Raw genomic sequence first — 19,942 nt, 5'->3', positions numbered from 1 at the left:
AGAATTTTTTGACCCCTATCGCATTGGAAAGGGTGAATGATACTAGTTGACTTTTGTGCATACTCTCAAGAGGATAAGGCTTGACAAGACCAATTACCGCAAGAGGGCCGCCGTCATCATCGGCAGGCACTCGTTTGCCACAGTCAGAGTCACGGACCAGAACGTATCGGCGCAGGTGATAAAGGCCACGCCAACAGGCGACAGGGTTATAGCTTCAGCGCACAGCCACGAGCTTGCCAAGCACGGCTGGAAGGGCTCTACAAACAACCTGCCAGCGTGCTACCTGACAGGCCTGCTCCTTGGCAAGAAGGCGCTTGAAAAGGGCACCAGCAAGGCGGTGCTGTACATCGGCAAGGAGCACTTTACCACGAGGGTCGCAGCGTGCGCCAAGGGCATTGCAGATGCAGGCGTGAACATGCCGATATCTGAAGAATCTGTGCCGTCAGACGAGAGAATATCCGGCCAGCACATCGCCGACTATGCAAACGCGTTGAAGTCAGACCAGCAGGAATACAATTCACGGTTTTCAGCTCTTTTGAAGAACGGCCTCAAGCCGGAGGACTATCCTTCCCACTTTGACGAGGTAAGGACCAAGATAACCGGCAAGCCTGCAGAGCCGAGGGCACCGAAAGAGAAGAAAGAGGCGCCCAAGAAGGAAGCCAAGCCAAAGGGCGGTAAGGAACCAAAGAAAGAGGCCAAGGCTGAGAAGAAACCCAAGGAGGGCAAGAAGAAGTGAGTCACTTTTCAAGGCAGGAACAGCAGGTAGAGTGGAAGCCTAGGACGACTCTAGGGCAGATGGTCCTTGCAGGCAAGATAAACTCGATGGATCAGATATACGAAAACGGCCTCAGGATACAGGAATCAGAGATTGTCAAGCACCTATTGCCTGACATCAAGAGCCAGGTGGTCCACGTCGGCATAGTTCAAAAGCAGACGGACGCCGGCGAGATGACGCGCTTTAACGCGCTCGTCGCTGTAGGCAACGAGGCCGGCTGGTTTGGAATCGGCAAGGGCAAGGCAGCGCAGATGAGGATGGCAATAGACAAGGCAACAAACGCCGCTTACCTCAACGTCATCCCGGTAAAGCTCGGGTGCGGAAGCTGGGAATGCAGGTGCAACCAATTACACTCAGTGCCGTTCAAGGTGAGGGGCAAGGGCGGCAGCGTAACAATAGACATCGTTCCGGGTCCAAGGGGCCTTGGGCTAGTTGCTGGCGAGAACATCCGCAACCTGCTAAAGCTTGCAGGACTCAAGGACGCGTGGACAAAGTCGTTTGGCTCTACTAACACCATGTCGTCCACGACAAAAGCGATATTCAACGCCCTGAGAAGCACCTACAGCGTGGGTTGATGGTTATGGCGTATCTTGTTGTCAGAATAAAAGGAACGGTCAACATCCCGACGTGGGCGAGGACCACGCTTGACGGCCTCAACCTAGACAAGCGCTTCCGCGCTACTCTGGTGCCAGAAACCGAAGAGTCGCTTGGCATGCTCAGGAAGGTCAAGGAAGTCGTCGCCTGGACAAAGGCCGATTCGGGCATGGTAAAGGAGCTCCTCGAAAAGCGTGGCAGAAAGGCGGGCTACAAGCCCATAACAAAGGCCGACCTGCCGAAGGAGTACAAGAGCATGGACGACCTGGCGGCGGCAATTGCGGACAACAAGGTGGCGATGTCAAAGATAGAAGGGCTGAAGCCATGGTTTGCACTCTCGCCACCAAAGGGCGGATTCAAGAGAAAGACAAAGCAGCAGTATGCGCAGGCGGGCGTTCTCGGCGACGACAAGGAGCTGGCCGAGATCGTGAAGCGGATGCTCTAGTAAGACTTAATTAAGGTGACAGCAGAACGTGAATCAATTCCAGCACAACAGTGATGATTATGGCTACCAGATTTAGAAAAAGCAGACGGCAAAGAGGCAGCAGGTACTGCGGCTGGGGCCAAGTAGGCCAGCACAGGCAGGCTGGAAGCCGAGGAGGCATCGGCGGCGCCGGCAAGCACAAGCACTTCTTCATAAGGACTGTAATCGAGGAGCCGGACCACTTTGGGCATGACGCTTTCAACTCTCTCAACCGCAACGTCGTAAACAGGTGGCTAAACGTGCGCGACCTGGACGTGGTCTTTGCAAAGCACGGCAAGGAAGAGAGAGGCAAAGTCGTCCTGGATCTGACCTCGCTTGGATACGACAAGCTGCTGGGCGGAGGCAAGATAGGCGGCGCGTTCACTGTCAAGGTTGCCAAGGTCTCCGAGAAAGCCAAGTCAAAAATCGAGGCCGCAGGCGGCGAGGTTATCTCCGATGAGCACGAGGCAGAATGAGACAGGGCTCAGGCGCATCATAAGAAGCGCTTCAGCCTATGTCCCGCAAGTCCCCAAGCCCAAGAAAAAGATCTCCCTGACTGAAAAATTCGTCTGGACCGGAATCGCGTTATTTGCATACCTCATCATGGGCCAGATCCCGCTTTACGGCGTCACGGACGACCCGCAATTTGACTTCCTCGCATTTGCAAGGGTAATTTTCGCCGCGCAGCAAGGCACGCTGATGGAGCTTGGCATCGGGCCCATAGTCACGGCAGGCCTGCTCATGCAGCTCTTGAAGGGCTCCGACCTCATCAGGCTGGACTTCAAGAACCCCGACGACAGGTCGCTCTTCACGTCTGCAACAAAGATAGTGACGATAATAGTCATAGTGGCAGAGGGCGGGCTGTACGGCTTCTCAGTATATGGCCCGCTTGTTGCGCACGCGGACATCATACCCGTTGTCATTGCGCAGCTGATCTTCGCGTCGTTCCTCGTCATGCTGATGGACGAGATGGTGCAGAAGGGCTGGGGCGTGGGTTCTGGATTGTCGCTGTTCATCATGGCAGGCATCGCCCAGACTATTCTGTGGAGCGTGTTCTCGCCTCTACCTGCGCCTGACGGGCCTATTGGCATCGCGCCCTTTACCATCCAGGCCGGCTTTGACGGCCACGTTCAGGACGCCATATTCCGCTCGGGCCAGCTTCCAAGCATATTCGGCCTGTCGCTCACAGTCGCAGTCATACTCATACTCGTGTATATCGAGGGCATACATGTCGACATACCCATCGTCTCCACAAAGTACAGGGGCTTTACTGCTGTGTATCCAATCAAGCTGCTGTACACGTCAGTCATTCCTGTCATCCTGGCGTCGGCGCTCATCGCAAACGGCATATTCATGGGCCAGATGATGTGGGCAAACTACAACCCCAACAACTCCAACCCGTTCTTCAACTGGATTGCGCAGTTTGACGCCGAACAGCAGCAGACGCCGACAGGCGGCATACTGTACTACATCACCGGCCCGCGCAGCCTGGAGGCCATGGTCGCAGACCCTGTGCGCGCGGCCATATACGTCGTGTTCTTTACAGGCATAGTCACGGTATTTTCAAGGCTCTGGGTCGAGCTTGGAGGCCTTTCCGCAAGGACCGCTGCCCGGAACCTGCTTGACGCCGACGTGCAGGTGCCAGGCTTCAGGCGCTCGGAAGGTTCTGTCGAGACGCTGCTCAATCGCTACATCCCGTCGCTCACGATAATATCCGGCGTCATAATCGGGCTTCTTGCGGCGCTGTCTGACATGCTGGGCGTCTTTGGGTCCGGGACAGGCATACTCCTGATGGTAAACATCATGGTAAGCTACTACCAGACGCTTGTCAAAGAGCAGATAGACACATACATGCCCAAACTGGCGGCCCTCCTTGGCAGGAAATAAGCGCGCAATCATCGTCGGGATACCCGGAGTCGGCAAGACGACGGTCATCACCCGCGCAGCAGAGCTCTTGTCAAAAAAGCGCAATGCGACCATAGTCACCTATGGCACGCTGATGTTTGAAGAGGCGCAAAAGCTGGGCGTCAAGGACCGCGACGAGATGCGCAGGCTCCCAGTGGAAAAGCAGCGCCAGCTGCAAGAGTCGGCCGCGCGACACATCGCAGAGATGAAAAACGACATTGTGATTGTCGACACGCACCTTTTCATAAGCACGGACGAGGGATACTATCCCGGCCTGCCCATGCGCCTTGTCACGATAATGAACCCCACAAACCTGATAATGGTAGCGGCAGACCCGAAACAGATAGCCGACAGGCGCAGGAACGACCCGACCCGCAAACGCGACGAGGCGTCAGCCGAAGCCATTAAAAATGACCTAGACATCTCAAAGATGATGCTGGCCTCCTGCTCGGTGATAACCGGCGCGCCCTTTGCGATAGTTCTCAACGACGACGGCAAGGTTGATGAGGCGGCAGAAGGGATAGCAAGGATACTTGGAGTTGGAACTAAATGATAGACTTTGGTAGCATAATACTGCAGCTTTTCACGCCCCAGTATACCAGGAACCCGATATTTCCGGACATGATATCGGCGTCCATTGTTGCGCTTGCAATCTCTGTCGCCATGAGCTTTGGCTTTGCGATGCTCCGCAAAAAGACCACGGACATCGAGCGCACCAACAAGATAATGAAGGAGACAAACGAGTGGCGCAAGGCCTACACCGACGCCGTGAGAAAGGGAGACAAGCCCCGCATCGAGGAGCTGAAGAAGAAGCAGGCCTACGTCAACAAGATGGCAATGGAGGTGCAACAGCAGCAGATGCGCCCCATGTTCATCTACATGATACCGTCCTTCATGATCTGGATATTCGTGTTCCCGGCGATATTTGGCCAGGTGGTAAACGTTTCTCCCATTTTCATACCGTGGATAATGTGCAGCGACGAGGACGTGACCAACCACCAGCAGCTCGACGACCAGGGCAACCCCAAGGGCGCATGCGTGGTCCCCGGCGAGGTCTACCTCTGGGGATGGTTCCTGCTGACCTCCTTTGCCTTCTCAGGGATAGTGTCCAGGGTGACCAAGACCGGCATGACAGGCATGTGACATGTCAAGGTTCAGCGTCGTGATATCCGGCTGGCCTGCCGTCGGCAAGACCACCATGGCAAGCGAGCTTGCAAAGGAGTTCGGGCTTGTCACGTACAACGGGGGCGACATACTGAAGATGCTTGCACACGAAAAAGGGTATTCCAGCGCCACTTCAAGGGAGGACTGGTGGGACACGCCGGAGGCAAAAAAGTTCATGGCAGAGCGCAAGCGCGACCCCTCGTTTGACAAGCAGGTCGACAAGAGGCTGGAGCAGATATTGAAGAAAGAGAACGCCGTGATAACAAGCTACACGCTCCCGTGGCTCGTAAAGGACGAGAGCATCATCAAGTTCTGGCTGAAAGGCTCGCCCAAAAACAGGGCGTCAAGGATGGCAAACCGCGACGGCATAACGGTCAAGGAGGCAGAAAAGATAGTATCTCTGCGCGACGCAGAGAACGTCAAGATATACAGAAACCTGTACGGCTTTAGCTTTGGAGAGGACCTGTCAGTGTTTGACTACGCGCTCAACACGGACAGGCTGTCCCTCGACGCCCTGATAGAGGTGTCAAAGCTCATAGTCAGGCGCCAAGTGGGTAGGTAGAATGCTCCCCCAGCTCCAGAACCTTGTCAACGTGGACGACGACGTGACCGACGACAAGTACGGCCACTATCCTGACAGGCGCCCGATTCCAGATCTTTTGCAGTACGGCATGATACTTGTGGACAAGCCTGCCGGCCCCACAAGCCACGAGGTCGTGGCGTGGGTCAAGCGCATCCTGGAAATAGAGAAGGCGGGGCACTCGGGCACCTTGGATCCCGGCGCCACTGGCTTGCTGCCGCTGGGCCTCGGCGAGGGCACCAAGGCGCTTGGCGTTCTCCTCATCGGCCCCAAGGAGTACTATGCGCTTGCAAGGCTGCACACTCATGTCCCTGCAGAGCGCGTGAGAAAAGTAATGAAAGAGTTCACGGGTGAGATATACCAGCGCCCGCCGCAGCGCTCGTCGGTAAAGCGCGTGACGCGCGTCCGGACAGTCTACGAGTTTGACTACATCGAGGACTATGACAGGCTGGTGCTGATGCGCGTGCTGTGCCAGGCAGGCACGTACATACGCAAGATAATCTACGACGTGGGCGAGGTCCTGTCGCCGGGCGCAACGATGGTGGAGCTTCGCAGGACGCAGGTGAGCAACCTCTACGAAAAAGACGGGCTGGTGCGCCTGCACGACCTTTCAGACGCATACCAGCGCTTCAAGGAGGCAGGCGACGAGGACAAGCTGCGCAGGCTGGTGCTCCCGATAGAAAAATGCCTTGAAGGGATCCGCGGCGTTACAGTCAGGGACACGGCGGTGGACGCGCTGTGCCACGGCGCGCCGCTTGCAGTCCCGGGCGTAATAGCAGTCCCATCTGACCTTCGCGCAGGCGAGCTTGTTGGCGTCTATACGCTAAAAGGCGAGATTATAGGCCTCGGCGAGGCTGCGATGACAAGGGAGCAGATAGAGGAAAACGCCAAGGGCGTGGCCTTTGTCATGAAGCGCCTCATAATGAAGCCGGACACCTACTCCAAGGCGTGGCGCTCAAGGGGTGAGCAGGCAGTCGCCCCGCAGGCGGCAGCGTCCGAGGTCGACCTTGGCAAGCTTGAAAGCGACGACGACTTTTGACGAAAAGATTATCAGTTTGCGCACACTAGGTCAGTGAATGGCCTCCGAGAACCGCGAGGATGCAGGCTATTGCACACGCCTCGAGAGGGCCCTCAGGGAGGCCATGGGCGTCTTTGGTGAGGATTCCGTCGACGCCATGATAATGGCGCTCCAGAACAAGTACGGGCTCAGGATCGGCAAGCCTCCATGCTCGTCCATCGAAGAGATTGAAAGTGCTCTTTCAGAGATAACCGGCACGGGCGCAGACATTATCGTAAGCAGGATGCGCGCCTTTTTGCGCTGAAAGAAAAGTCAGAGGGTCTCGCCGATGCCGGGACGCTTGCGCTCCAGCTTGGCGATGTTCCTCGCAAGGTTCTCCATGGTCCCGGGGATGTGGCACTTGCACATGCAGTCGTCGCAGTCCGCGTGGTTGGAGAGCTTGCAGCTGTCAGAAAGCCCCTGGTTACTCAAAATCAAGGATAAAACGGCCTAACCTCAATTTCTATCTTTGCCAAGGCGCGGCTTTGTAAAAAAGTCGCCTCTCGATACTTTTGCCTGCACATCCTTTAAGCCAGGATTGGATCCGTTGCACAGCGGATCCGGCCACTTTTCTATCCAGCTGAGCGTGGAAAAATGGTGCACCCTGCACCATTTTGAGCACGAAAAAATGGTGCAATTCAGGCGACAGAAGATTCCCGCCGCAGGAATTGGTTCTTTTAAGGCAGACCGGGCGTGTCGCCTCCCGTTTTGTTTGTAATGAATCAGCCAGACCGGGCTAGCTTTTTTTACAAAGCCCCAAGGCACATGGAAATATATACAGAAGTGCGCAAAGCGATGTCGGCTGCCGGGGTCGCCTAGCCTGGGAGGGCGCAAGCCTGGAAAATCTTCCAGCCAGCTTGTGACCTGTAAAGGTCCCGAGGGTTCAAATCCCTCTCCCGGCGCCTTTCTTCTCTTCCCTTTCCAGTAGCGCGCCTGCAAGGATGCCAAGCGTGAACCAGAACGCGGTCATGCCTGCCGCAGTAGCAGAACGCCACTGCCCAAGCAATGCCATGTCGTAAAATTCCGGCTCGGGCAGGCTTGGAAAAACGGCGTACAACCCTGCAACGATGGCAAGGTAGGCACCAGCTGCTCCAAAATACCAGTTCTTTCTTCCAGTCTTGGCAAACCCTATCGCCGTCCCAAGGGCCGCAAGGCCTGAAGCAGCAGAGTAGCCCGCAAAAAGTACCGCGTACTGGCCTGCAGCCGCAGGGTCAAAGAGCACGTCCGGCACGAGGGGATACTTCAAAGCAGGCATGACGTAGAGGGAGAACCACGAGACTGCGGCCACGGAAAGCGCGACCATGAAGGCGCCCTTGCCGCGCCTTGCGTATGCAAGTGCGACGAGCGCCCCGCCGCTGATCCCCATGATTACAGGAAAGCCGGCGCGCCAGAAATGCTGCGCCTGTAGCGCCTGATCGATGTCCTCTTCAATGTAGAACCCTTCTGCAAGCTTGATGTCGATGTACTGGAATTCGAGCTCGCTGACGTATGGCCCGGCGACAAGGTAGTTCATCGCCACAAGCACGGCAGCGGCTGCCATGCCGGACGCCATCGAAAGCGCAAGAGTCCTGCCTGTTTGCACTCTACAGCTCCTCGTCCAGCTCTTCTATCGCGGCTGCCTTTGAAATCTCGTGCAGCCGCATCGCGACTATCCTGTCGTATTCCTTCTTGTTGATTACGCCCCGCTCGTCGAGCGTCTCAACAAGCGCCGTCAGCCGTGCGCTCAGTTCTTCTATTTCGGAAAGCTCCTTTCCGGTTATCTTTTTTGGCGGCACAAGCTCGTCGTCCTCGCGCGCCCTGCGTCGCTTTGGCATCAGCGTACGAGTTCAAGTATCCTGCTTATTATTTTGTCGTGCGGCTTGCCCCTTTCCATGGATATCAAAAGAAAGTTGCCCTGCTTCATAGGAAAGGTCGCTATCTTGATCTTTTCCCGCTCTGAAAACGAGTAGATGGTGGGTCCGAACTCCTTGTCAAACTCCTGCCGCATGGCGGCCCTCAGCGCCATCTCGATGTATAGCTTGTTCATGTCCTTTACAGACTCTAAAGGCGAAAGGCCGTCCCTCATGCCCCCTGCCAGGAGCTTGCCCATCTTGTTTATCACGCCGGCAAACCTGATGGCGGGGTCTATCGCAAAGACGTTCTTGCACAGTTCGTCATGTGCAGTAGGCAACATGCAGGGTAGACGCCGATGGACTAAAAAAGCTTATTTCTTCTTGGGGAACTCGTGCAGGTTCGTTCCCGCGCAGCGCTGGCACGCCCGGGCCTCTGCGTCGACAAGGTAGCTGACGTAGTAGCATGTGGCGCACTGCATGCGGAAAAGCGCTGACGACGTCGTTATGGCGTCCTCGTCCTGCAAGAGCACCCTGTTTGAGACGAGGTTGTCTATCACCGGCGAGATTAGCCTGCCAAGCTCCTGCGGATCATAGTCTCGGTATCGCAGGTAGACGCTGACCATCTCGCCTGCAATGGCGCTCCTTGCGAGCTGCGGCCTGCCCTTTCCGGCCTGCTTGAAAAAGTGGTCGCGCAGGTACCATTCAAGCTCCCTCGGCGTGTCCATGAAAAATAATGAAAAAGAAGGATAAATAATCGTTTTTCAGTCGTCCATTATCCTGCTCTGCTCGTCGGCGCCCCTGTGGTAGTGTATCTGCGACACGGCGCTTGTGACTCCGACGTAGCTTCCGGTTATGTACTCGACTTCAGGGTAGCTCTGGATGTCCTGCAACAGCTCAAACGTCAAGAGCACGTTGACAAGGTAGTGCGTGCCGTGCTCGTACGAGCTTGGGACCTTGCCCGTCTTGCTTAGAAAGTAGTCCCTTGCTTTTTCCGGGTTTGTGCCTTCCTTTGCCAGCACCTCAAGCGAGAACAGCCTCGTCCCCTCGGTTGCATCTGCGCTGTGCATCAAAAGCTCCCTCACCAGCCTCGAGTCCACCTTTGGGAAATGCTTCTTTATCGACGCCTGCATCTGCAGGTACCGCGATTTTATCTCCTCGTACGCCGCCTGCGCCTCGCTTTTCTGTTCAGTAATGTTTGCCATGTGGGTCCTTTGGGATTTACGATAGATAAGCTCCCGGAATGCTCTGCGCTGCAGTGCAAAGCTTGATATGCACTTTTGGGAGCATTTTGCCCGGTAGTCTTGGAGCTTCAAAGCAGGAAAAAGTGGACCTCAAACGGCACGTCGAGGATCAAGCCTGCCAGCGAAACTCTGCAGAAAGTCGTCCCGCTTGCAAAAAAAATAGGAGTCACGCGCCTTGCAGACATTACCGACATGGACGTGCTCAGGATACCGAATTATTCTGCAGTGCTTCCGGGAACAGAGGACTACATCTGGGTGTACAGCGGCAAGGGCCCGACGCGCGAGCACGCAATGGCAAGCGCGCTGATGGAGAGCATCGAAAGGTACTCGTCGCTCCCTGCAGGAGGACCGAGGAACTTTGTGCGCTCAAGCTATGCAGAGCTCTCAAAGAGCCACGACGTGCTCCACCCCGACGAGATAGTCGAGCCGACGCGCTTTGAGTACAGGGACGACATGCTGATGGACTTTGTTGCCGGCTTTGACCTCGGGACGGGAAAGGAGGTGATGGTCCCGGCGTCAATCGCGCTCTTTCGGTACAACCCCGCGCCGCCTGCAGTCAACCCGTTTTCGTACTTCCACACAAACGGCCTAGCCTCTGGAAACGTCCCGGAAGAGGCGGTGTGCCACGCGCTTTGCGAGGTCATAGAGCGCGACGCGATGAGCGTTGCAGAGCTTCGCGCAAGCGCAATCCCGTTCCACATACTGCGCCACATCGCGCACTCGCTGCATGCGGCAGGCATTCCAGTGTCGCCCATACAGTCAGACAGGTTCGTCGACGACCCCGGCATATTCCCCGAAGTCGACATCACCGGCATCGACTTTGAGCCTGTGCAGAACCTTGTCGCGCATTTCGATAAAGCCGGCATACCTCTGATAATAAAGGACATCACGTCTGACATCGGCGTTCCCACCTTCAATGCGTCGAGCATCGAGTGGGTGACGCACGACTATGGCTACCTGGCAGAGGGCCACGGCACGCACCCCGACGCACGGATAGCGCTCTTGCGGGCGATAACCGAGGTCTCTCAGACTCGCGCCGCAAACATCCAGGGGGCCCGGGACGACCTGCGCAAGATAAGGTACGGCGAGAACAACACCGACGACAAGCGGGCATGGCAGTTCATGCCGTCAAAAGAAAAGATCAGGTTTTCAGAGGTCAAGACGTACTTTCACGAAGACATACTTGACGACATCAAGTTCGTCAAGTCGCGGCTTGCAGCCGCCGGCCTTGGCAGGGCCATAATCGTGGACCTGACAAACCCGGAGCTTGGCATACCGGTGGTCAGGGCGATAGTGCCGGGACTCGAGACTTTCAAGATAACAAAGTCGGTGATGGGAAGGCGCGCAAAGGAGTGCTTTGGGCAATGGCAAAACCAATAATCTTCCTCGGGCCGTCTTTGAGCCACGAAAAGGCAAGGACGCTTTTTCCCGACGCAGACTATAGGCCGCCGGCGAAAAAGGGCGACCTCTTGAGGCTGGCCGCAAGCCCCGACGTGGGGATGGTAGGCCTTGTGGACGGCGTGTTTTTGCAGGACTACCCGCCAACGCCGATTGAAGTATACCAGCTTGCAAGGCGGGAAGGAGTGCTTCTTGCGGGCGCGGCAAGCCTCGGCGCGCTCAGGGCAGTCGAGCTTGAAAAGTTTGGAATGGTCGGAATAGGCAGGGTGTTTGAGCTGTACAAGAAAGGCAAGGTTGACGCCGACGACGAGGTGGCCGTGACCTTTGCCGACGGCGACTTTCACCTCCAGTCAGAGGCCATGATAGACATACGCTACAACCTGTACCTGGCGAAAAAGAAGGGCGTCATTTCAGAGGCCACAAAGAAGGTGATGGTTAGAGTTGCCAAGGGCATCTACTTCCCGCACCGCAACTACCAGGACATCATCGACGAGACAAAGCGGCTGCACCCCGAGCTTGGCGACGTCGAGAACTTCCGCACGTACATCGTCGAGAACAGAAAGAGCCTCAAGGAGATGGACGCATTGAGGCTCGTCCAGTTCTTCAAGGAAAGGCACGAAGCTAATCTTAAATCCCCTGTGCAGGAATCCTAGCACGTGAAGATATACACAAGGACCGGCGACAAGGGCGAGACCGGCCTCATAGGCGGCAGGCGGGTAGGCAAGGACCACCCGAGGATAGTCGCATACGGCGCCGTCGACGAGCTCAACTCCTCCATCGGCATGGCAGTCTGCATGCTCAGGTTAGAGGAAGTTCTTGCCGACCTTGCCGACATTTTCACGCAAGTCCAGAACGACCTTTTCGTGGTGGGCTCTGACCTTGCAGACCCCGACTACCCGGCAAGCAAGTTTGGCACGCCCCGCACGACTGAAAAAATGGCAGCGGCGCTTGAGCCTATCATAGACAGGCTAGAATCGGAATTGCCGCCCATCACGTTCTTTATCCTGCCCGGCGGAAGCACCCCGGGGGCGATGCTCCATGTTTGCCGGGGGGTCTCAAGGCGCGCCGAGACTGCGGCAGTAGCGCTATCCAAAGTCGAGAGGATAAACCCGGCAATCCTTGTCTACCTGAACAGGCTTGCGGACCTGCTCTTTGTAGCAGCCAGGCTTGCAAACAAGCGCCTCGGCGTCGCAGACGTCGCATGGAAAAAGCCTGATAAAGAATAAATGCGAAAGGCAGGTTGTATCTGACAAGTTGGGACAGGTGCGCAACGTGCTCTTGATACTGGCAATAACGGCGGCCATGGCTATTGCAACCACGGCCATCACATTTGTCTTTGACATTCTGCCCGGCGCCGCAAGCGCAGGCGCCATCCCGTAGTGTCGGGCATGAAGGATTTCCAGCCGTTCTTTGACGCGGTCCTTGGGCTAAAGACAGTCGACAGGGCCGGCTGGGCGGCAAAGGCAGGTGTCAAAAACCCGGAATCAGTTGCCGACCACACCTATTCAATGTGCGCAATAGGAATGGCGCTGTCAGACATCATGGGGCTTGACACCGGGAAAGTATTGAGGATGATAATCCTGCACGACCTTGCAGAGTCTGTCGTGGGCGACTATATGCCCGGCGAGATAACCGCAAGGAAAAAGGTAGAGCAGGAAAAAAAGGCGATGAAAAAGATCCTCTCCTGCATACCGGCAAAGGCAAGAAAAATCCATGAAAAAGCATGGCTTGAATACCTGCAAAACAAAACAGAAGAGGCGCGCTTTGTCCACCGCATCGACAAGTTAGAGATGGCATTGCAGGCCGACAGATACAGAAAGGAGCGCAGGGCAAAGAACTCTCTTGACCAGTTTTTCGCTTCCGCGCACAGGGGCGTCGCGACGGACAGTGATTTGCTGACTGAAATCCTAAAGTCTTTAATGCCGGCAAAATCCAGAGGAAAATAATGCAGTACTTTACGGCTCTCAAGATGGGCGAAAAGCGCGTGAAGGCGGCGCAGGAGCTTCTCACAAAATACGCCGGCCACGCCATGCCGGCGCTGGCGCTCAAGGACAACAAGGACAACAAGTGGGAGCCGGTCGGAGAGGAAAACCTCTATGCAGTCGTAAAGGAACAGCAGGGCTACATGCTGGCACTTTGCGACAGCAAAGGCATTGCAAAGGCAATCGCGCAGTGGTTCCCCGAAGACTCTAAAAACGAGATAGTGGCGAGGATGAAGTCCGAGGGAAACATGCAGGAGTATTTCGGCAAGCTTTCGCTGCCGATATAACTTTATTAGCTTAATGCAAATACCGTTATCAGCTTTGGCGCGGCGCGAGCAAGAGATCGAAGTCAAGGGTCACCTCATAGACTCGATGATACTCACGAGGATATTTGACACCGTCATGGACCTCAAGGGCGACTTTCAGGTCCTCGAGTTCACGGTGGGCAAGAAGAAGAAGGACCCAAGCTACGCCCGCCTGCTTGTGAAGGGCAGGGACGAGGAGCACCTCGAGAGGCTCCTTGAGGCGGTCTACCGCGAGGGCGCCCAGCCCATCTCCGTGCAGGAGGTGCAACTGGAACCTGCCAGAAAGGACAACGTAATGCCCGACGACTTTTACAGCACGACCAACAACCCGACGCAGGTCTACTACCGGGGCCAGTGGATAGACGTGCAGAACATGATGATGGACAAGTGCATCGTGCTTGACACCAGGAAAAAGGCTGCAGAGTGCAAGATGATCCGCGACGTGCAAAAAGGCGACATGGTCGTGGTGGGCGAGCGCGGCGTGAAAATAACACCTGTAGAGAGACCCAGAGAGGGCGTCGACATATTCCAGTTCATGTCAAGCTCTAGCTCAAGCGAGCGGCCCACGCAGCACATCGCCCGCAAGGTGGCAAGCGACATATTCAACACCAAGAAGGCAGGCGGCAAGATAATAGTGGTGTCAGGTCCGGTGCTGGTGCACTCGGGCGCGTCGGAAGCGCTTGCGCGCCTGATAAGGATGGGCTATATTGATGGCCTGCTTGCAGGCAACGCAATTGCAGTACATGATGTAGAAAATGCGCTTCTGGGCACGTCGCTTGGCATGCACGTAAAGGACGGCACGCTTGCGGTCAGGGGCCACAGGAACCACATGCGCGCAATCAACGAGGTGTTCAAGGCCGGCGGCCTGAAAGCGATGGTAGAAAAGAAGATCCTGAAATCCGGCGTGATGTACGAGTGTGTCAGGCATAACGTCCCATTTGTGCTGGCAGGGTCCATCCGCGACGACGGGCCCATACCCGACGTTGTTACCGATGTCGTAGAGGCGCAGCGCAAGTACAAGGAAGTGCTCAAAGGCGCCAGGATGGTGCTGATGTTTTCCACGATGCTCCACTCCATAGCAGTGGGCAACATGCTGCCATCTTCGGTAAAGGTAGTGGCAGTAGACATCAGCCAGCCTGTCGTCACAAAACTAGTGGACAGGGGCACGGCGCAGGCAGTCGGCATAGTAACCGACGTGGGCGCGTTCTTGCCCATAGTCGCAGACCACCTCGAGAAGCTGGCTAGGAAATAGAATCCCTAAATCCTTGTTCTGCGAAATACTATTGAGGCATAAATGTCAGCAAGAGCCATGTTTTTCGATCGCCTGGTCAGCCAGAAGGGTTCGGGGTCCCATGTCATAGCAGGTGCAGTGATAATCACAGTCGGGCTTGCGATTGCAAGCGCGACTGACACGCCGGTGGTGGCGTACATAGCCTTAGCAATCGGGGTGGGCGTCATCATCTCGGCGTTTCTCATGATAATCAAGCAGTATGAGAGGGCGATTATCCTGAGGCTCGGGAGGTTCCAGAGGCAGGTGGGGCCCGGCGTCCAGACAAGGATTCCGTTTGTGGACAGCATACTTGTAGTCGACATTCGCGAAAAGGTAAGAGAGTTTACAGCCGAGCGCATGCTGACAAAGGACAACGTGCCCGTGACCATCGACGCTATTTTGCGCTACAGGATTATAGAGGACAGGGCAAAGGACTCCATCCTCAATGTGGAGAACTTTAACGACATGATCCAGCAGGTGTCGCAGACCACACTCCGCAACAACATCGGCGCGTCGGTGTTCCAGGACATACTCTCAAGGAGGGAGGAGGTCAACCTGCACATCAAGTCGATAATTGCAAGCGAGGCAAGCAGCTGGGGCATAGAGGTGACGGGAGTCGAGATAAGGCAGGTAGCGATACCAAAAGAGCTTGAAGACGCCATGTAGATGCAGGCGCAGGCAGAAAGGGAGAAGAACGCAAGGGTCACCTATGGCGAGTCCGAGGTTTTGGTCGCAAAGCAGTTTGAAGAGGCTTCCAAGGTCTACACGGAAAACCCTGTCGCGTACGCGCTCAGGCAGTCCAACATGCTGTACGAGTCGATAAAGGTGCAGGGCAACACGATTGTGATGGTGCCTTCAGAGTCGCTCAACTCCATCGGCTTTGGCAACCTTGCGCTGACGCAGGCGTATCTGGAAAACACAAAGAAGGTAGCCAAGTCGGTCAAGGCCGAGGAAAAGGCAGAAAAGAAGGGAGAGTAGCGTATGAAGGACATGGGCAAAAAGCCTGCTGACGAAAAGTTTGAGCACCTGAGCCCCGACCAGCGCGAGGTGTGCTGGAACAAGGCGACTGAGCGCCCGTTTTCGGGCGAGTACTGGGACTGCCACGACAGGGGCACGTACAAGTGCGCGGCATGCGGCGCCGAGCTCTTCAAGTCTGACACGAAATTTGACTCTGGCACCGGCTGGCCGTCGTTCTGGGCGCCGGCAAAGGGCGAGAACATCAAGGAAGAGACAGACACGAGCTACGGCATGGTCAGGACAGAGGTCATGTGCAGCAAGTGCGGCGCACACCTGGGACACCTGTTCGACGACGGGCCAAACCCTACAGGCATGAGGTACTGCATAAACTCGCTCTCGCTAAAGCTGGACAAGGAAGAGAAATGAGCTGGTCAGAGTGGCTAGACTTTGACAGGGCCGGCGTAGAAAAAGTGCCGGAGCAGGCCGGCGTGTTTGTGACGCATGCAAGCATGAAAGTGCACTACATCGGCGGGAGCGCCAACATGCGCAGGTCGCTTGAAGAGCTGCTAAATGATCAATGCGCGAAAAATGCAAAAAGGTTCCACTACATGCCCACGCCTTCGTTTGAAGAAGAAAGACAAAAGCTGCTGAAAGACTATGCGGACAAGCACCAGGGCAAAATGCCGCTGTGCATGGAAAAATGATGCTTATTCGCTGCTACACCTGCAACCGGGTGTTTGACGTCGACAAGGACAGCGAAAGAAAAGAGGCGCTTGAACACAGCAAGGTATGCCACGAGATGACGCAGGGGTTCAGGGCGTAAAGGGTTATATTCGCGTATCGGTAAATCGATATCGATAATTCGATATGTTTCCATTTGGCTGGGAAATGAGAAGGAGGCGCGGGCTGAGGATGTTTGTCATTTCGATGCTCGAGCGCTCGCCCAAGAACGGCGCAGAGATAATGGACGACATCGAAGTGATGACAAAAGGCTGGTGGAGGCCGTCGCCGGGGTCCGTGTACCCGCTGCTTGAAGCCCTTGTGCAGGAGGAGCTGATAAGAAAGAGGGACGACGGCAAGTACGAGCTGACGCAGAAAGCAAAAGAAGAGATCGGCTGGCCTTTTGGCATGCACGGCGGACAGCCCCGCACTGTTGAAGACATGCTCAAGGAGATAGGCGGGTACGTCTCTTACTTTGAGGACCTGAGCAAGTCTGACAAGGCGAGGATCGAGCCGTACAGGGACAGGATAAAGAGCGTCGCAGAAAGGCTGGCGGCTCTGGGAAAGTAGCTCTCAAGCTAACTTTTTGCGTATCAGTTCAAGCGCCGCCTTGGGGTCGGCCCTTCCCTTTGTCTGCTGCATGACTTTGCCAAGCAAAAAGTTGGCTGCTGCAGGGTTCTTTTTTGCATCCGCTACAGCCGACGGCTCTGCAGCAAACACCGCGTCTACTGCCTGCGCAAGCGCGCCTGCGTCGTCTATCCTTGTCACCTGCGTCTTTTTAGCAATGTCTGAAGGCATCTCCCCCGTTTCGACTACCTGCGCAAGTATCTGCTTGGCAGTCGCGCGGTTGACAGTCCCGGCTTCGACGAGCTTTGCCAAGTCTGCAATGTGCGCCGGCCCGGCCTTTATCCCCGACAGGTAGTGGCCTGCCTCCTTTTCCTTCTCGTCCACAAATCCCATCAGATCCGTCACGAGCCAGTTTGCAATCTCTTTTGGCGAGTTGTGCATCTTTATAGCGGACTCGAAAAAGTCGGCAAGCTCCTTGTTGTCGATGAGGACTGCAGCCACGTGGGGCGTCAGCCCCATCGACTCAAAGCGCGCCTTTCTTGCGTCAGGCAGTTCGGGCATCGACCTCTGTAACGATTTTGTAAAATCGCCGCCAAGTTCAATCGACGGAACGTCGGGCTCTGGGAAGTAGCGGTAGTCCTGTTCCTCCTCCTTTGACCTTGACTCTTTTGTCACCTTCCTTGCGTCGTCCCAGTGGCGAGTCTCCGCCTTGACTTCGATGTCGCGAGAGACCATTGTCTTTTGCCGTGTCATTTCATAGCGCAGCGCTTTCTCCACGTCGGCAAACGAGCTCACGTTCTTTATCTCCACCCTGTTGCCGCCGGCCACCGACACGTTGGCGTCGCACCTGACCGCGCCTTCAAGGTTCGTGTCGCAGATGCCAAGGTGCTCCACTATCGACGTTATCTTGTTCAGAAAATCCCTGACGTCCTTGGGGTCGGTAAAGTCAGGCTCTGTCACAATCTCGACGAGCGGCACGCCGGCCCTGTTGTAGTCGACAAGAGTGTAGAGGCTCTTTTCCATGCTCCCGCCCTCGTACACCAGCCTGCCGGGGTCCTCTTCAAGTTGCACGAGCCTTATCCTTGCTGATTTTTCTCCGTACGCAAGCTTGCCGTCGACTCCTATGCTCGTTATGCCGTACGCGTTGTACTGCGTCAGCTGAAAGTTCTTTGGAAGGTCAGGGTAAAAGTAGTTCTTGCGGTAGAACATTATCTCGTCCGGTATCCTGCATCCAAGCGCAAGCGATATCATGCCGGCAAACTCGACTGCCTTCTTGTTCAGAAGCGGCAGGGTCCCGGGCAGGCCCAGGCACACGGGGCAGGTGTTGGCGTTGGGCTCGCTTCCGCGGTAGTTGCACGCGCACGGGCAGAACAGCTTGCTTGCAAGGCCCGTCAGCTGGCAGTGTATCTCAAGGCCTATCATGTATTCCATCAGAGGTCAGGGCTCCCCCGCACGCCTGCGGCCTGCTCGAACATCCCGGCTGCGTCAAATAGCGTCTGCTCGCAAAACTCGTCGGCCATCAGTTGCAGGCCGACCGGCAGGCCGCCGGCAAACCCTGCAGGCACAGAAATGGCAGGAACGCCGGCAAGGTTTGCGACCACGGTGTCGACGTCAACAAGGTACATCTTTAGCGGGTCGTCTATCTTTTCGCCTATCTTGAAGGGCAGGATTGGCATCGTCGGGCCTGCAAGCACGTCGTATTTCTTGAAGAGCGACTTCAGCTCTTTTCTTATTATCGAGCGCGCCTGCTGCGCCTTCAAATAGTATTTTCCGTAGTAGCCCGACGACAGGACATAAGAGCCTGTGATTATCCTGCGCTTTACCTCCTCGCCAAAGTTGCCCCTTGCGTGAGAGAAGTACGAGTTCCACTCGTAGCCCTCGGGGCTTGACTCAAAGCCGTAGCGCATGTTGTCGTACCTTGACAGGTTGCTTGAAGCCTCGGCCATGGCTATTGTGTAGTAGGAGGCAAGCGCGTACTTCACCGACGGAAGCGACGTTTCTTCGCACGCGCACCCTTCCTTTGCAAGCGTGTCGACTGCGCCGCGGATTATTTTTACCACCTGCTCGTCGGCGCCTTCGATGAACTCCTTTACAAGGCCGACGCGGAGCGGCCGCTTTTTGTATGCGCTGTACGACGGCCTGCCTGCCGCAGTGGTGTTGTCGTGCTCGTCAAAGCCTGCTATGACTCCAAGAACCGTCGCCACGTCGGCCACCGTCCTGCCTGCCGGCCCCACCTGCTCGAGGCTGTTTGCGTACGAGACGAGGCCGAACCTGCTCACGAGTCCGTACGTCGGCTTCAAGCCTACGACTGAGCAAAAGCTTGCGGGGCACCTCACGGAGCCTCCGGTGTCAGACCCAAGCGAGACGGCGCATTCAAGGGCTGCCACGCTTGCCGCGCTGCCGCCCGACGAGCCTCCGGGCACGCGGCTTATGTCCCAAGGGTTCCGGGTGGGACCATGACGGCTGAACTCTGTCGTCGAGCCCATGGCAAACTCGTCCAGGTTGACCTTTCCTACTATAATCGCGCCGGCGTCTTGCAACCGCCTTACAACGGTGGCGTCGTACGGCGGGACATAATCGTCAAGCATCCTAGACGCGCAGGTCGTCCTGATGCCTTTTGTCGATATGTTGTCCTTGACTGCGACTGCGACGCCGGCAAGCGGGCCAGCGGGTTTTCCGTCGCGAATTTCCCTGTCAAGTGCGCGCGCCTGCTCTACCGCTTTCTTGTTGACCGTGATAAACGCGTTCACCTTGGGCTCGACCTTCTCTATCCTCTCAAGCACCTGGTGGATGTATTCCTCGGAAGAAAGCTCGCGCCCCGCCACCTTTTTTGCGACGCTTGCCGCGTCCAGCTTGTAAAGCATCTAGACCATCCTCGGGCCCTTCACAAAGCCGTCCTTGCGGTTCTTGGTGCCAAGCGCGTCAGCCCCGAACGCGTGCGACTCGTCCGGCCTAAGATCGGCGAACTTTTTCCTTGCCTTTATTGGCTCGGCCTTTTCAAGCTCTATCCTGTCAAGCGTGTCAAGGTACGCGATTATCTGCTCTATCTGCGACGTGTATCTGTCAAGCTCGTCATCTGAAAGCTCTATCCGGGAGAGCCAGCCAAGGTGCTTTATCTCGTCTTTTGTGACC

The 19,942-nt window shown here is 56.1% G+C and carries 32 protein-coding genes and 1 tRNA gene; 24 read left to right on the top strand and 9 right to left on the bottom strand.

The window, feature by feature from the left end; genetic code table 11:
- Window positions 1–55: 55 nt before the first annotated feature.
- The 10 genes from HXY31_RS09375 to HXY31_RS09330 are packed head-to-tail and all read left to right on the top strand — an operon-like array spanning window position 56 to window position 6,803.
- On the top strand, window positions 56–736 hold the full coding sequence (locus tag HXY31_RS09375; RefSeq protein WP_292642403.1) for a 50S ribosomal protein L18: 681 nt from the start codon (window positions 56–58) through the stop codon (window positions 734–736).
- A gap of 59 nt (window positions 737–795) precedes the next feature.
- The gene (locus HXY31_RS09370) at window positions 796–1,350 is read left to right on the top strand and encodes a 30S ribosomal protein S5 (protein WP_342816472.1); all 555 of its coding nucleotides are present in this window, start codon (window positions 796–798) and stop codon (window positions 1,348–1,350) included.
- A gap of 5 nt (window positions 1,351–1,355) precedes the next feature.
- Window positions 1,356–1,814: a 50S ribosomal protein L30 gene (locus HXY31_RS09365; protein ID WP_292642365.1), complete on the top strand. Its 459-nt coding sequence runs from the start codon at window positions 1,356–1,358 to the stop codon at window positions 1,812–1,814.
- A gap of 59 nt (window positions 1,815–1,873) precedes the next feature.
- Window positions 1,874–2,308, top strand: coding sequence for an uL15 family ribosomal protein (locus HXY31_RS09360; protein ID WP_292642363.1), 435 nt, complete (start codon window positions 1,874–1,876; stop codon window positions 2,306–2,308).
- A complete protein-coding gene (gene secY, locus HXY31_RS09355; protein WP_292642361.1) occupies window positions 2,289–3,719 on the top strand; it encodes a preprotein translocase subunit SecY in 1,431 nt (476 codons plus the stop codon). Before HXY31_RS09360 ends, secY begins: the two co-directional genes overlap by 20 nt.
- Window positions 3,706–4,290, top strand: coding sequence for an adenylate kinase (locus HXY31_RS09350; protein ID WP_292642360.1), 585 nt, complete (start codon window positions 3,706–3,708; stop codon window positions 4,288–4,290). The genes secY and HXY31_RS09350 overlap by 14 nt, the downstream gene beginning before the upstream one ends.
- Entirely contained in the window at window positions 4,287–4,880 is a 594-nt protein-coding gene (locus tag HXY31_RS09345) for an EMC3/TMCO1 family protein (RefSeq protein WP_292642358.1), read from the top strand. The genes HXY31_RS09350 and HXY31_RS09345 overlap by 4 nt, the downstream gene beginning before the upstream one ends.
- Window position 4,881: 1 nt before the next feature.
- On the top strand, window positions 4,882–5,463 hold the full coding sequence (locus HXY31_RS09340; RefSeq protein ID WP_292642355.1) for a cytidylate kinase family protein: 582 nt from the start codon (window positions 4,882–4,884) through the stop codon (window positions 5,461–5,463).
- A gap of 1 nt (window position 5,464) precedes the next feature.
- Complete coding sequence (locus HXY31_RS09335) at window positions 5,465–6,520, top strand: RNA-guided pseudouridylation complex pseudouridine synthase subunit Cbf5 (RefSeq protein WP_292642353.1); 1,056 nt, start codon at window positions 5,465–5,467, stop codon at window positions 6,518–6,520.
- A gap of 37 nt (window positions 6,521–6,557) precedes the next feature.
- Complete coding sequence (locus HXY31_RS09330) at window positions 6,558–6,803, top strand: hypothetical protein (RefSeq protein WP_292642351.1); 246 nt, start codon at window positions 6,558–6,560, stop codon at window positions 6,801–6,803.
- Window positions 6,804–6,811: 8 nt separating this feature from the next.
- Here the strand turns inward: HXY31_RS09330 and HXY31_RS09325 are convergent, their stop codons facing one another.
- The gene (locus HXY31_RS09325) at window positions 6,812–6,970 is read right to left on the bottom strand and encodes a hypothetical protein (protein WP_292642349.1); all 159 of its coding nucleotides are present in this window, start codon (window positions 6,968–6,970) and stop codon (window positions 6,812–6,814) included.
- 372 nt (window positions 6,971–7,342) lie between these two features.
- Here HXY31_RS09325 and HXY31_RS09320 point away from each other — a divergent pair.
- Window positions 7,343–7,440: transfer RNA gene (locus HXY31_RS09320), tRNA-Ser, on the top strand.
- Here HXY31_RS09320 and HXY31_RS09315 read toward each other — a convergent pair.
- The 5 genes from HXY31_RS09315 to HXY31_RS09295 are packed head-to-tail and all read right to left on the bottom strand — an operon-like array spanning window position 7,422 to window position 9,572.
- Window positions 7,422–8,120 (bottom strand): CbtA family protein, encoded by a 699-nt coding sequence (locus tag HXY31_RS09315; protein WP_292642347.1) that lies wholly within the window; start codon window positions 8,118–8,120, stop codon window positions 7,422–7,424. The two genes, HXY31_RS09320 and HXY31_RS09315, sit on opposite strands and share 19 nt — an antisense overlap.
- Before the next feature lies 1 nt (window position 8,121).
- Entirely contained in the window at window positions 8,122–8,352 is a 231-nt protein-coding gene (locus tag HXY31_RS09310) for a hypothetical protein (RefSeq protein ID WP_292642345.1), read from the bottom strand.
- Window positions 8,352–8,708: a DUF6659 family protein gene (locus HXY31_RS09305; protein WP_292642343.1), complete on the bottom strand. Its 357-nt coding sequence runs from the start codon at window positions 8,706–8,708 to the stop codon at window positions 8,352–8,354. Before HXY31_RS09305 ends, HXY31_RS09310 begins: the two co-directional genes overlap by 1 nt.
- Before the next feature lie 33 nt (window positions 8,709–8,741).
- Window positions 8,742–9,095: a hypothetical protein gene (locus tag HXY31_RS09300; protein WP_292642341.1), complete on the bottom strand. Its 354-nt coding sequence runs from the start codon at window positions 9,093–9,095 to the stop codon at window positions 8,742–8,744.
- 36 nt (window positions 9,096–9,131) lie between these two features.
- Entirely contained in the window at window positions 9,132–9,572 is a 441-nt protein-coding gene (locus HXY31_RS09295; protein WP_292642339.1) for a hypothetical protein, read from the bottom strand.
- Window positions 9,573–9,671: 99 nt separating this feature from the next.
- On the opposite strand from HXY31_RS09295, the gene HXY31_RS09290 reads away from it, so the two are divergent.
- The 13 genes from HXY31_RS09290 to HXY31_RS09230 all read left to right on the top strand — a co-directional run bounded on the left by HXY31_RS09290 (window position 9,672) and on the right by HXY31_RS09230 (window position 16,813).
- Window positions 9,672–10,991: a YcaO-like family protein gene (locus HXY31_RS09290; RefSeq protein ID WP_292642338.1), complete on the top strand. Its 1,320-nt coding sequence runs from the start codon at window positions 9,672–9,674 to the stop codon at window positions 10,989–10,991.
- A complete protein-coding gene (locus HXY31_RS09285; RefSeq protein WP_292642336.1) occupies window positions 10,976–11,662 on the top strand; it encodes a TfuA-like protein in 687 nt (228 codons plus the stop codon). The genes HXY31_RS09290 and HXY31_RS09285 overlap by 16 nt, the downstream gene beginning before the upstream one ends.
- Window positions 11,663–11,665: 3 nt before the next feature.
- Window positions 11,666–12,235 carry a cob(I)yrinic acid a,c-diamide adenosyltransferase gene (locus tag HXY31_RS09280; protein ID WP_292642334.1) on the top strand — a complete coding sequence of 190 codons (570 nt, stop codon included), beginning with the start codon at window positions 11,666–11,668 and terminating at the stop codon, window positions 12,233–12,235.
- Between the two features lie 28 nt (window positions 12,236–12,263).
- Window positions 12,264–12,389, top strand: a complete 126-nt coding sequence (locus tag HXY31_RS09275; protein ID WP_292642332.1) for a hypothetical protein — start codon at window positions 12,264–12,266, stop codon at window positions 12,387–12,389.
- An 8-nt stretch (window positions 12,390–12,397) separates the two neighbouring features.
- The gene (locus tag HXY31_RS09270; RefSeq protein WP_292642331.1) at window positions 12,398–12,955 is read left to right on the top strand and encodes an HD family hydrolase; all 558 of its coding nucleotides are present in this window, start codon (window positions 12,398–12,400) and stop codon (window positions 12,953–12,955) included.
- Complete coding sequence (locus tag HXY31_RS09265; protein WP_292642329.1) at window positions 12,955–13,278, top strand: hypothetical protein; 324 nt, start codon at window positions 12,955–12,957, stop codon at window positions 13,276–13,278. Before HXY31_RS09270 ends, HXY31_RS09265 begins: the two co-directional genes overlap by 1 nt.
- Before the next feature lie 34 nt (window positions 13,279–13,312).
- Window positions 13,313–14,548, top strand: coding sequence for a TIGR00300 family protein (locus HXY31_RS09260; protein WP_292642327.1), 1,236 nt, complete (start codon window positions 13,313–13,315; stop codon window positions 14,546–14,548).
- Window positions 14,549–14,605: 57 nt separating this feature from the next.
- Window positions 14,606–15,232, top strand: coding sequence for an SPFH domain-containing protein (locus tag HXY31_RS09255; RefSeq protein WP_292642325.1), 627 nt, complete (start codon window positions 14,606–14,608; stop codon window positions 15,230–15,232).
- Entirely contained in the window at window positions 15,233–15,544 is a 312-nt protein-coding gene (locus HXY31_RS09250) for a hypothetical protein (RefSeq protein WP_292642323.1), read from the top strand.
- Window positions 15,545–15,547: 3 nt separating this feature from the next.
- Complete coding sequence (gene msrB / locus HXY31_RS09245; RefSeq protein ID WP_292642321.1) at window positions 15,548–15,949, top strand: peptide-methionine (R)-S-oxide reductase MsrB; 402 nt, start codon at window positions 15,548–15,550, stop codon at window positions 15,947–15,949.
- Window positions 15,946–16,227 (top strand): hypothetical protein, encoded by a 282-nt coding sequence (locus tag HXY31_RS09240; RefSeq protein ID WP_292642319.1) that lies wholly within the window; start codon window positions 15,946–15,948, stop codon window positions 16,225–16,227. The genes msrB and HXY31_RS09240 overlap by 4 nt, the downstream gene beginning before the upstream one ends.
- A complete protein-coding gene (locus tag HXY31_RS09235) occupies window positions 16,224–16,346 on the top strand; it encodes a hypothetical protein (protein ID WP_292642317.1) in 123 nt (40 codons plus the stop codon). The genes HXY31_RS09240 and HXY31_RS09235 overlap by 4 nt, the downstream gene beginning before the upstream one ends.
- A 65-nt stretch (window positions 16,347–16,411) precedes the next feature.
- Window positions 16,412–16,813, top strand: coding sequence for a PadR family transcriptional regulator (locus HXY31_RS09230; protein ID WP_292642315.1), 402 nt, complete (start codon window positions 16,412–16,414; stop codon window positions 16,811–16,813).
- 3 nt (window positions 16,814–16,816) lie between these two features.
- Here HXY31_RS09230 and gatB read toward each other — a convergent pair whose 3' ends face one another.
- The 3 genes from gatB to gatC all read right to left on the bottom strand — a co-directional run.
- Window positions 16,817–18,241: an Asp-tRNA(Asn)/Glu-tRNA(Gln) amidotransferase subunit GatB gene (gatB, locus tag HXY31_RS09225; protein ID WP_292642313.1), complete on the bottom strand. Its 1,425-nt coding sequence runs from the start codon at window positions 18,239–18,241 to the stop codon at window positions 16,817–16,819.
- On the bottom strand, window positions 18,241–19,674 hold the full coding sequence (gatA, locus tag HXY31_RS09220) for an Asp-tRNA(Asn)/Glu-tRNA(Gln) amidotransferase subunit GatA (RefSeq protein WP_292642311.1): 1,434 nt from the start codon (window positions 19,672–19,674) through the stop codon (window positions 18,241–18,243). The genes gatB and gatA overlap by 1 nt, the downstream gene beginning before the upstream one ends.
- Window positions 19,675–19,942, bottom strand: a 268-nt coding sequence (gatC, locus tag HXY31_RS09215; protein ID WP_292642310.1) for an Asp-tRNA(Asn)/Glu-tRNA(Gln) amidotransferase subunit GatC, incomplete at its 5' end; no start/stop codon positions are given.

Origin of the sequence: Nitrososphaera sp. (genome assembly GCF_013388945.1) — an archaeon.
Taxonomy (GTDB): Archaea; Thermoproteota; Nitrososphaeria; order Nitrososphaerales; family Nitrososphaeraceae; genus Nitrososphaera.
This window is presented reverse-complemented; position numbering and strand designations above follow the sequence as displayed.

What these genes read in the sequence shown, in the direction of transcription:
- HXY31_RS09250 (WP_292642323.1), top strand. Translation starts at nt 15,233, where the DNA reads ATGCAGGCGCAGGCAGAAAGGGAGAAGAACGCAAGGGTCACCTATGGC.
- HXY31_RS09265 (WP_292642329.1), top strand. Translation starts at nt 12,955, where the DNA reads ATGCAGTACTTTACGGCTCTCAAGATGGGCGAAAAGCGCGTGAAGGCG.
- HXY31_RS09230 (WP_292642315.1), top strand. Translation starts at nt 16,412, where the DNA reads ATGAGAAGGAGGCGCGGGCTGAGGATGTTTGTCATTTCGATGCTCGAG.
- HXY31_RS09360 (WP_292642363.1), top strand. Translation starts at nt 1,874, where the DNA reads ATGGCTACCAGATTTAGAAAAAGCAGACGGCAAAGAGGCAGCAGGTAC.
- gatA (WP_292642311.1), bottom strand. Translation starts at nt 19,674, where the DNA reads ATGCTTTACAAGCTGGACGCGGCAAGCGTCGCAAAAAAGGTGGCGGGG.
- HXY31_RS09235 (WP_292642317.1), top strand. Translation starts at nt 16,224, where the DNA reads ATGATGCTTATTCGCTGCTACACCTGCAACCGGGTGTTTGACGTCGAC.
- HXY31_RS09285 (WP_292642336.1), top strand. Translation starts at nt 10,976, where the DNA reads ATGGCAAAACCAATAATCTTCCTCGGGCCGTCTTTGAGCCACGAAAAG.
- HXY31_RS09365 (WP_292642365.1), top strand. Translation starts at nt 1,356, where the DNA reads ATGGCGTATCTTGTTGTCAGAATAAAAGGAACGGTCAACATCCCGACG.
- HXY31_RS09345 (WP_292642358.1), top strand. Translation starts at nt 4,287, where the DNA reads ATGATAGACTTTGGTAGCATAATACTGCAGCTTTTCACGCCCCAGTAT.
- HXY31_RS09255 (WP_292642325.1), top strand. Translation starts at nt 14,606, where the DNA reads ATGTTTTTCGATCGCCTGGTCAGCCAGAAGGGTTCGGGGTCCCATGTC.
- HXY31_RS09330 (WP_292642351.1), top strand. Translation starts at nt 6,558, where the DNA reads ATGGCCTCCGAGAACCGCGAGGATGCAGGCTATTGCACACGCCTCGAG.
- HXY31_RS09300 (WP_292642341.1), bottom strand. Translation starts at nt 9,095, where the DNA reads ATGGACACGCCGAGGGAGCTTGAATGGTACCTGCGCGACCACTTTTTC.
- secY (WP_292642361.1), top strand. Translation starts at nt 2,289, where the DNA reads ATGAGCACGAGGCAGAATGAGACAGGGCTCAGGCGCATCATAAGAAGC.
- HXY31_RS09370 (WP_342816472.1), top strand. Translation starts at nt 796, where the DNA reads ATGGTCCTTGCAGGCAAGATAAACTCGATGGATCAGATATACGAAAAC.
- gatB (WP_292642313.1), bottom strand. Translation starts at nt 18,241, where the DNA reads ATGGAATACATGATAGGCCTTGAGATACACTGCCAGCTGACGGGCCTT.
- msrB (WP_292642321.1), top strand. Translation starts at nt 15,548, where the DNA reads ATGAAGGACATGGGCAAAAAGCCTGCTGACGAAAAGTTTGAGCACCTG.
- HXY31_RS09240 (WP_292642319.1), top strand. Translation starts at nt 15,946, where the DNA reads ATGAGCTGGTCAGAGTGGCTAGACTTTGACAGGGCCGGCGTAGAAAAA.
- HXY31_RS09310 (WP_292642345.1), bottom strand. Translation starts at nt 8,352, where the DNA reads ATGCCAAAGCGACGCAGGGCGCGCGAGGACGACGAGCTTGTGCCGCCA.
- HXY31_RS09295 (WP_292642339.1), bottom strand. Translation starts at nt 9,572, where the DNA reads ATGGCAAACATTACTGAACAGAAAAGCGAGGCGCAGGCGGCGTACGAG.
- HXY31_RS09270 (WP_292642331.1), top strand. Translation starts at nt 12,398, where the DNA reads ATGAAGGATTTCCAGCCGTTCTTTGACGCGGTCCTTGGGCTAAAGACA.
- HXY31_RS09335 (WP_292642353.1), top strand. Translation starts at nt 5,465, where the DNA reads ATGCTCCCCCAGCTCCAGAACCTTGTCAACGTGGACGACGACGTGACC.
- HXY31_RS09340 (WP_292642355.1), top strand. Translation starts at nt 4,882, where the DNA reads ATGTCAAGGTTCAGCGTCGTGATATCCGGCTGGCCTGCCGTCGGCAAG.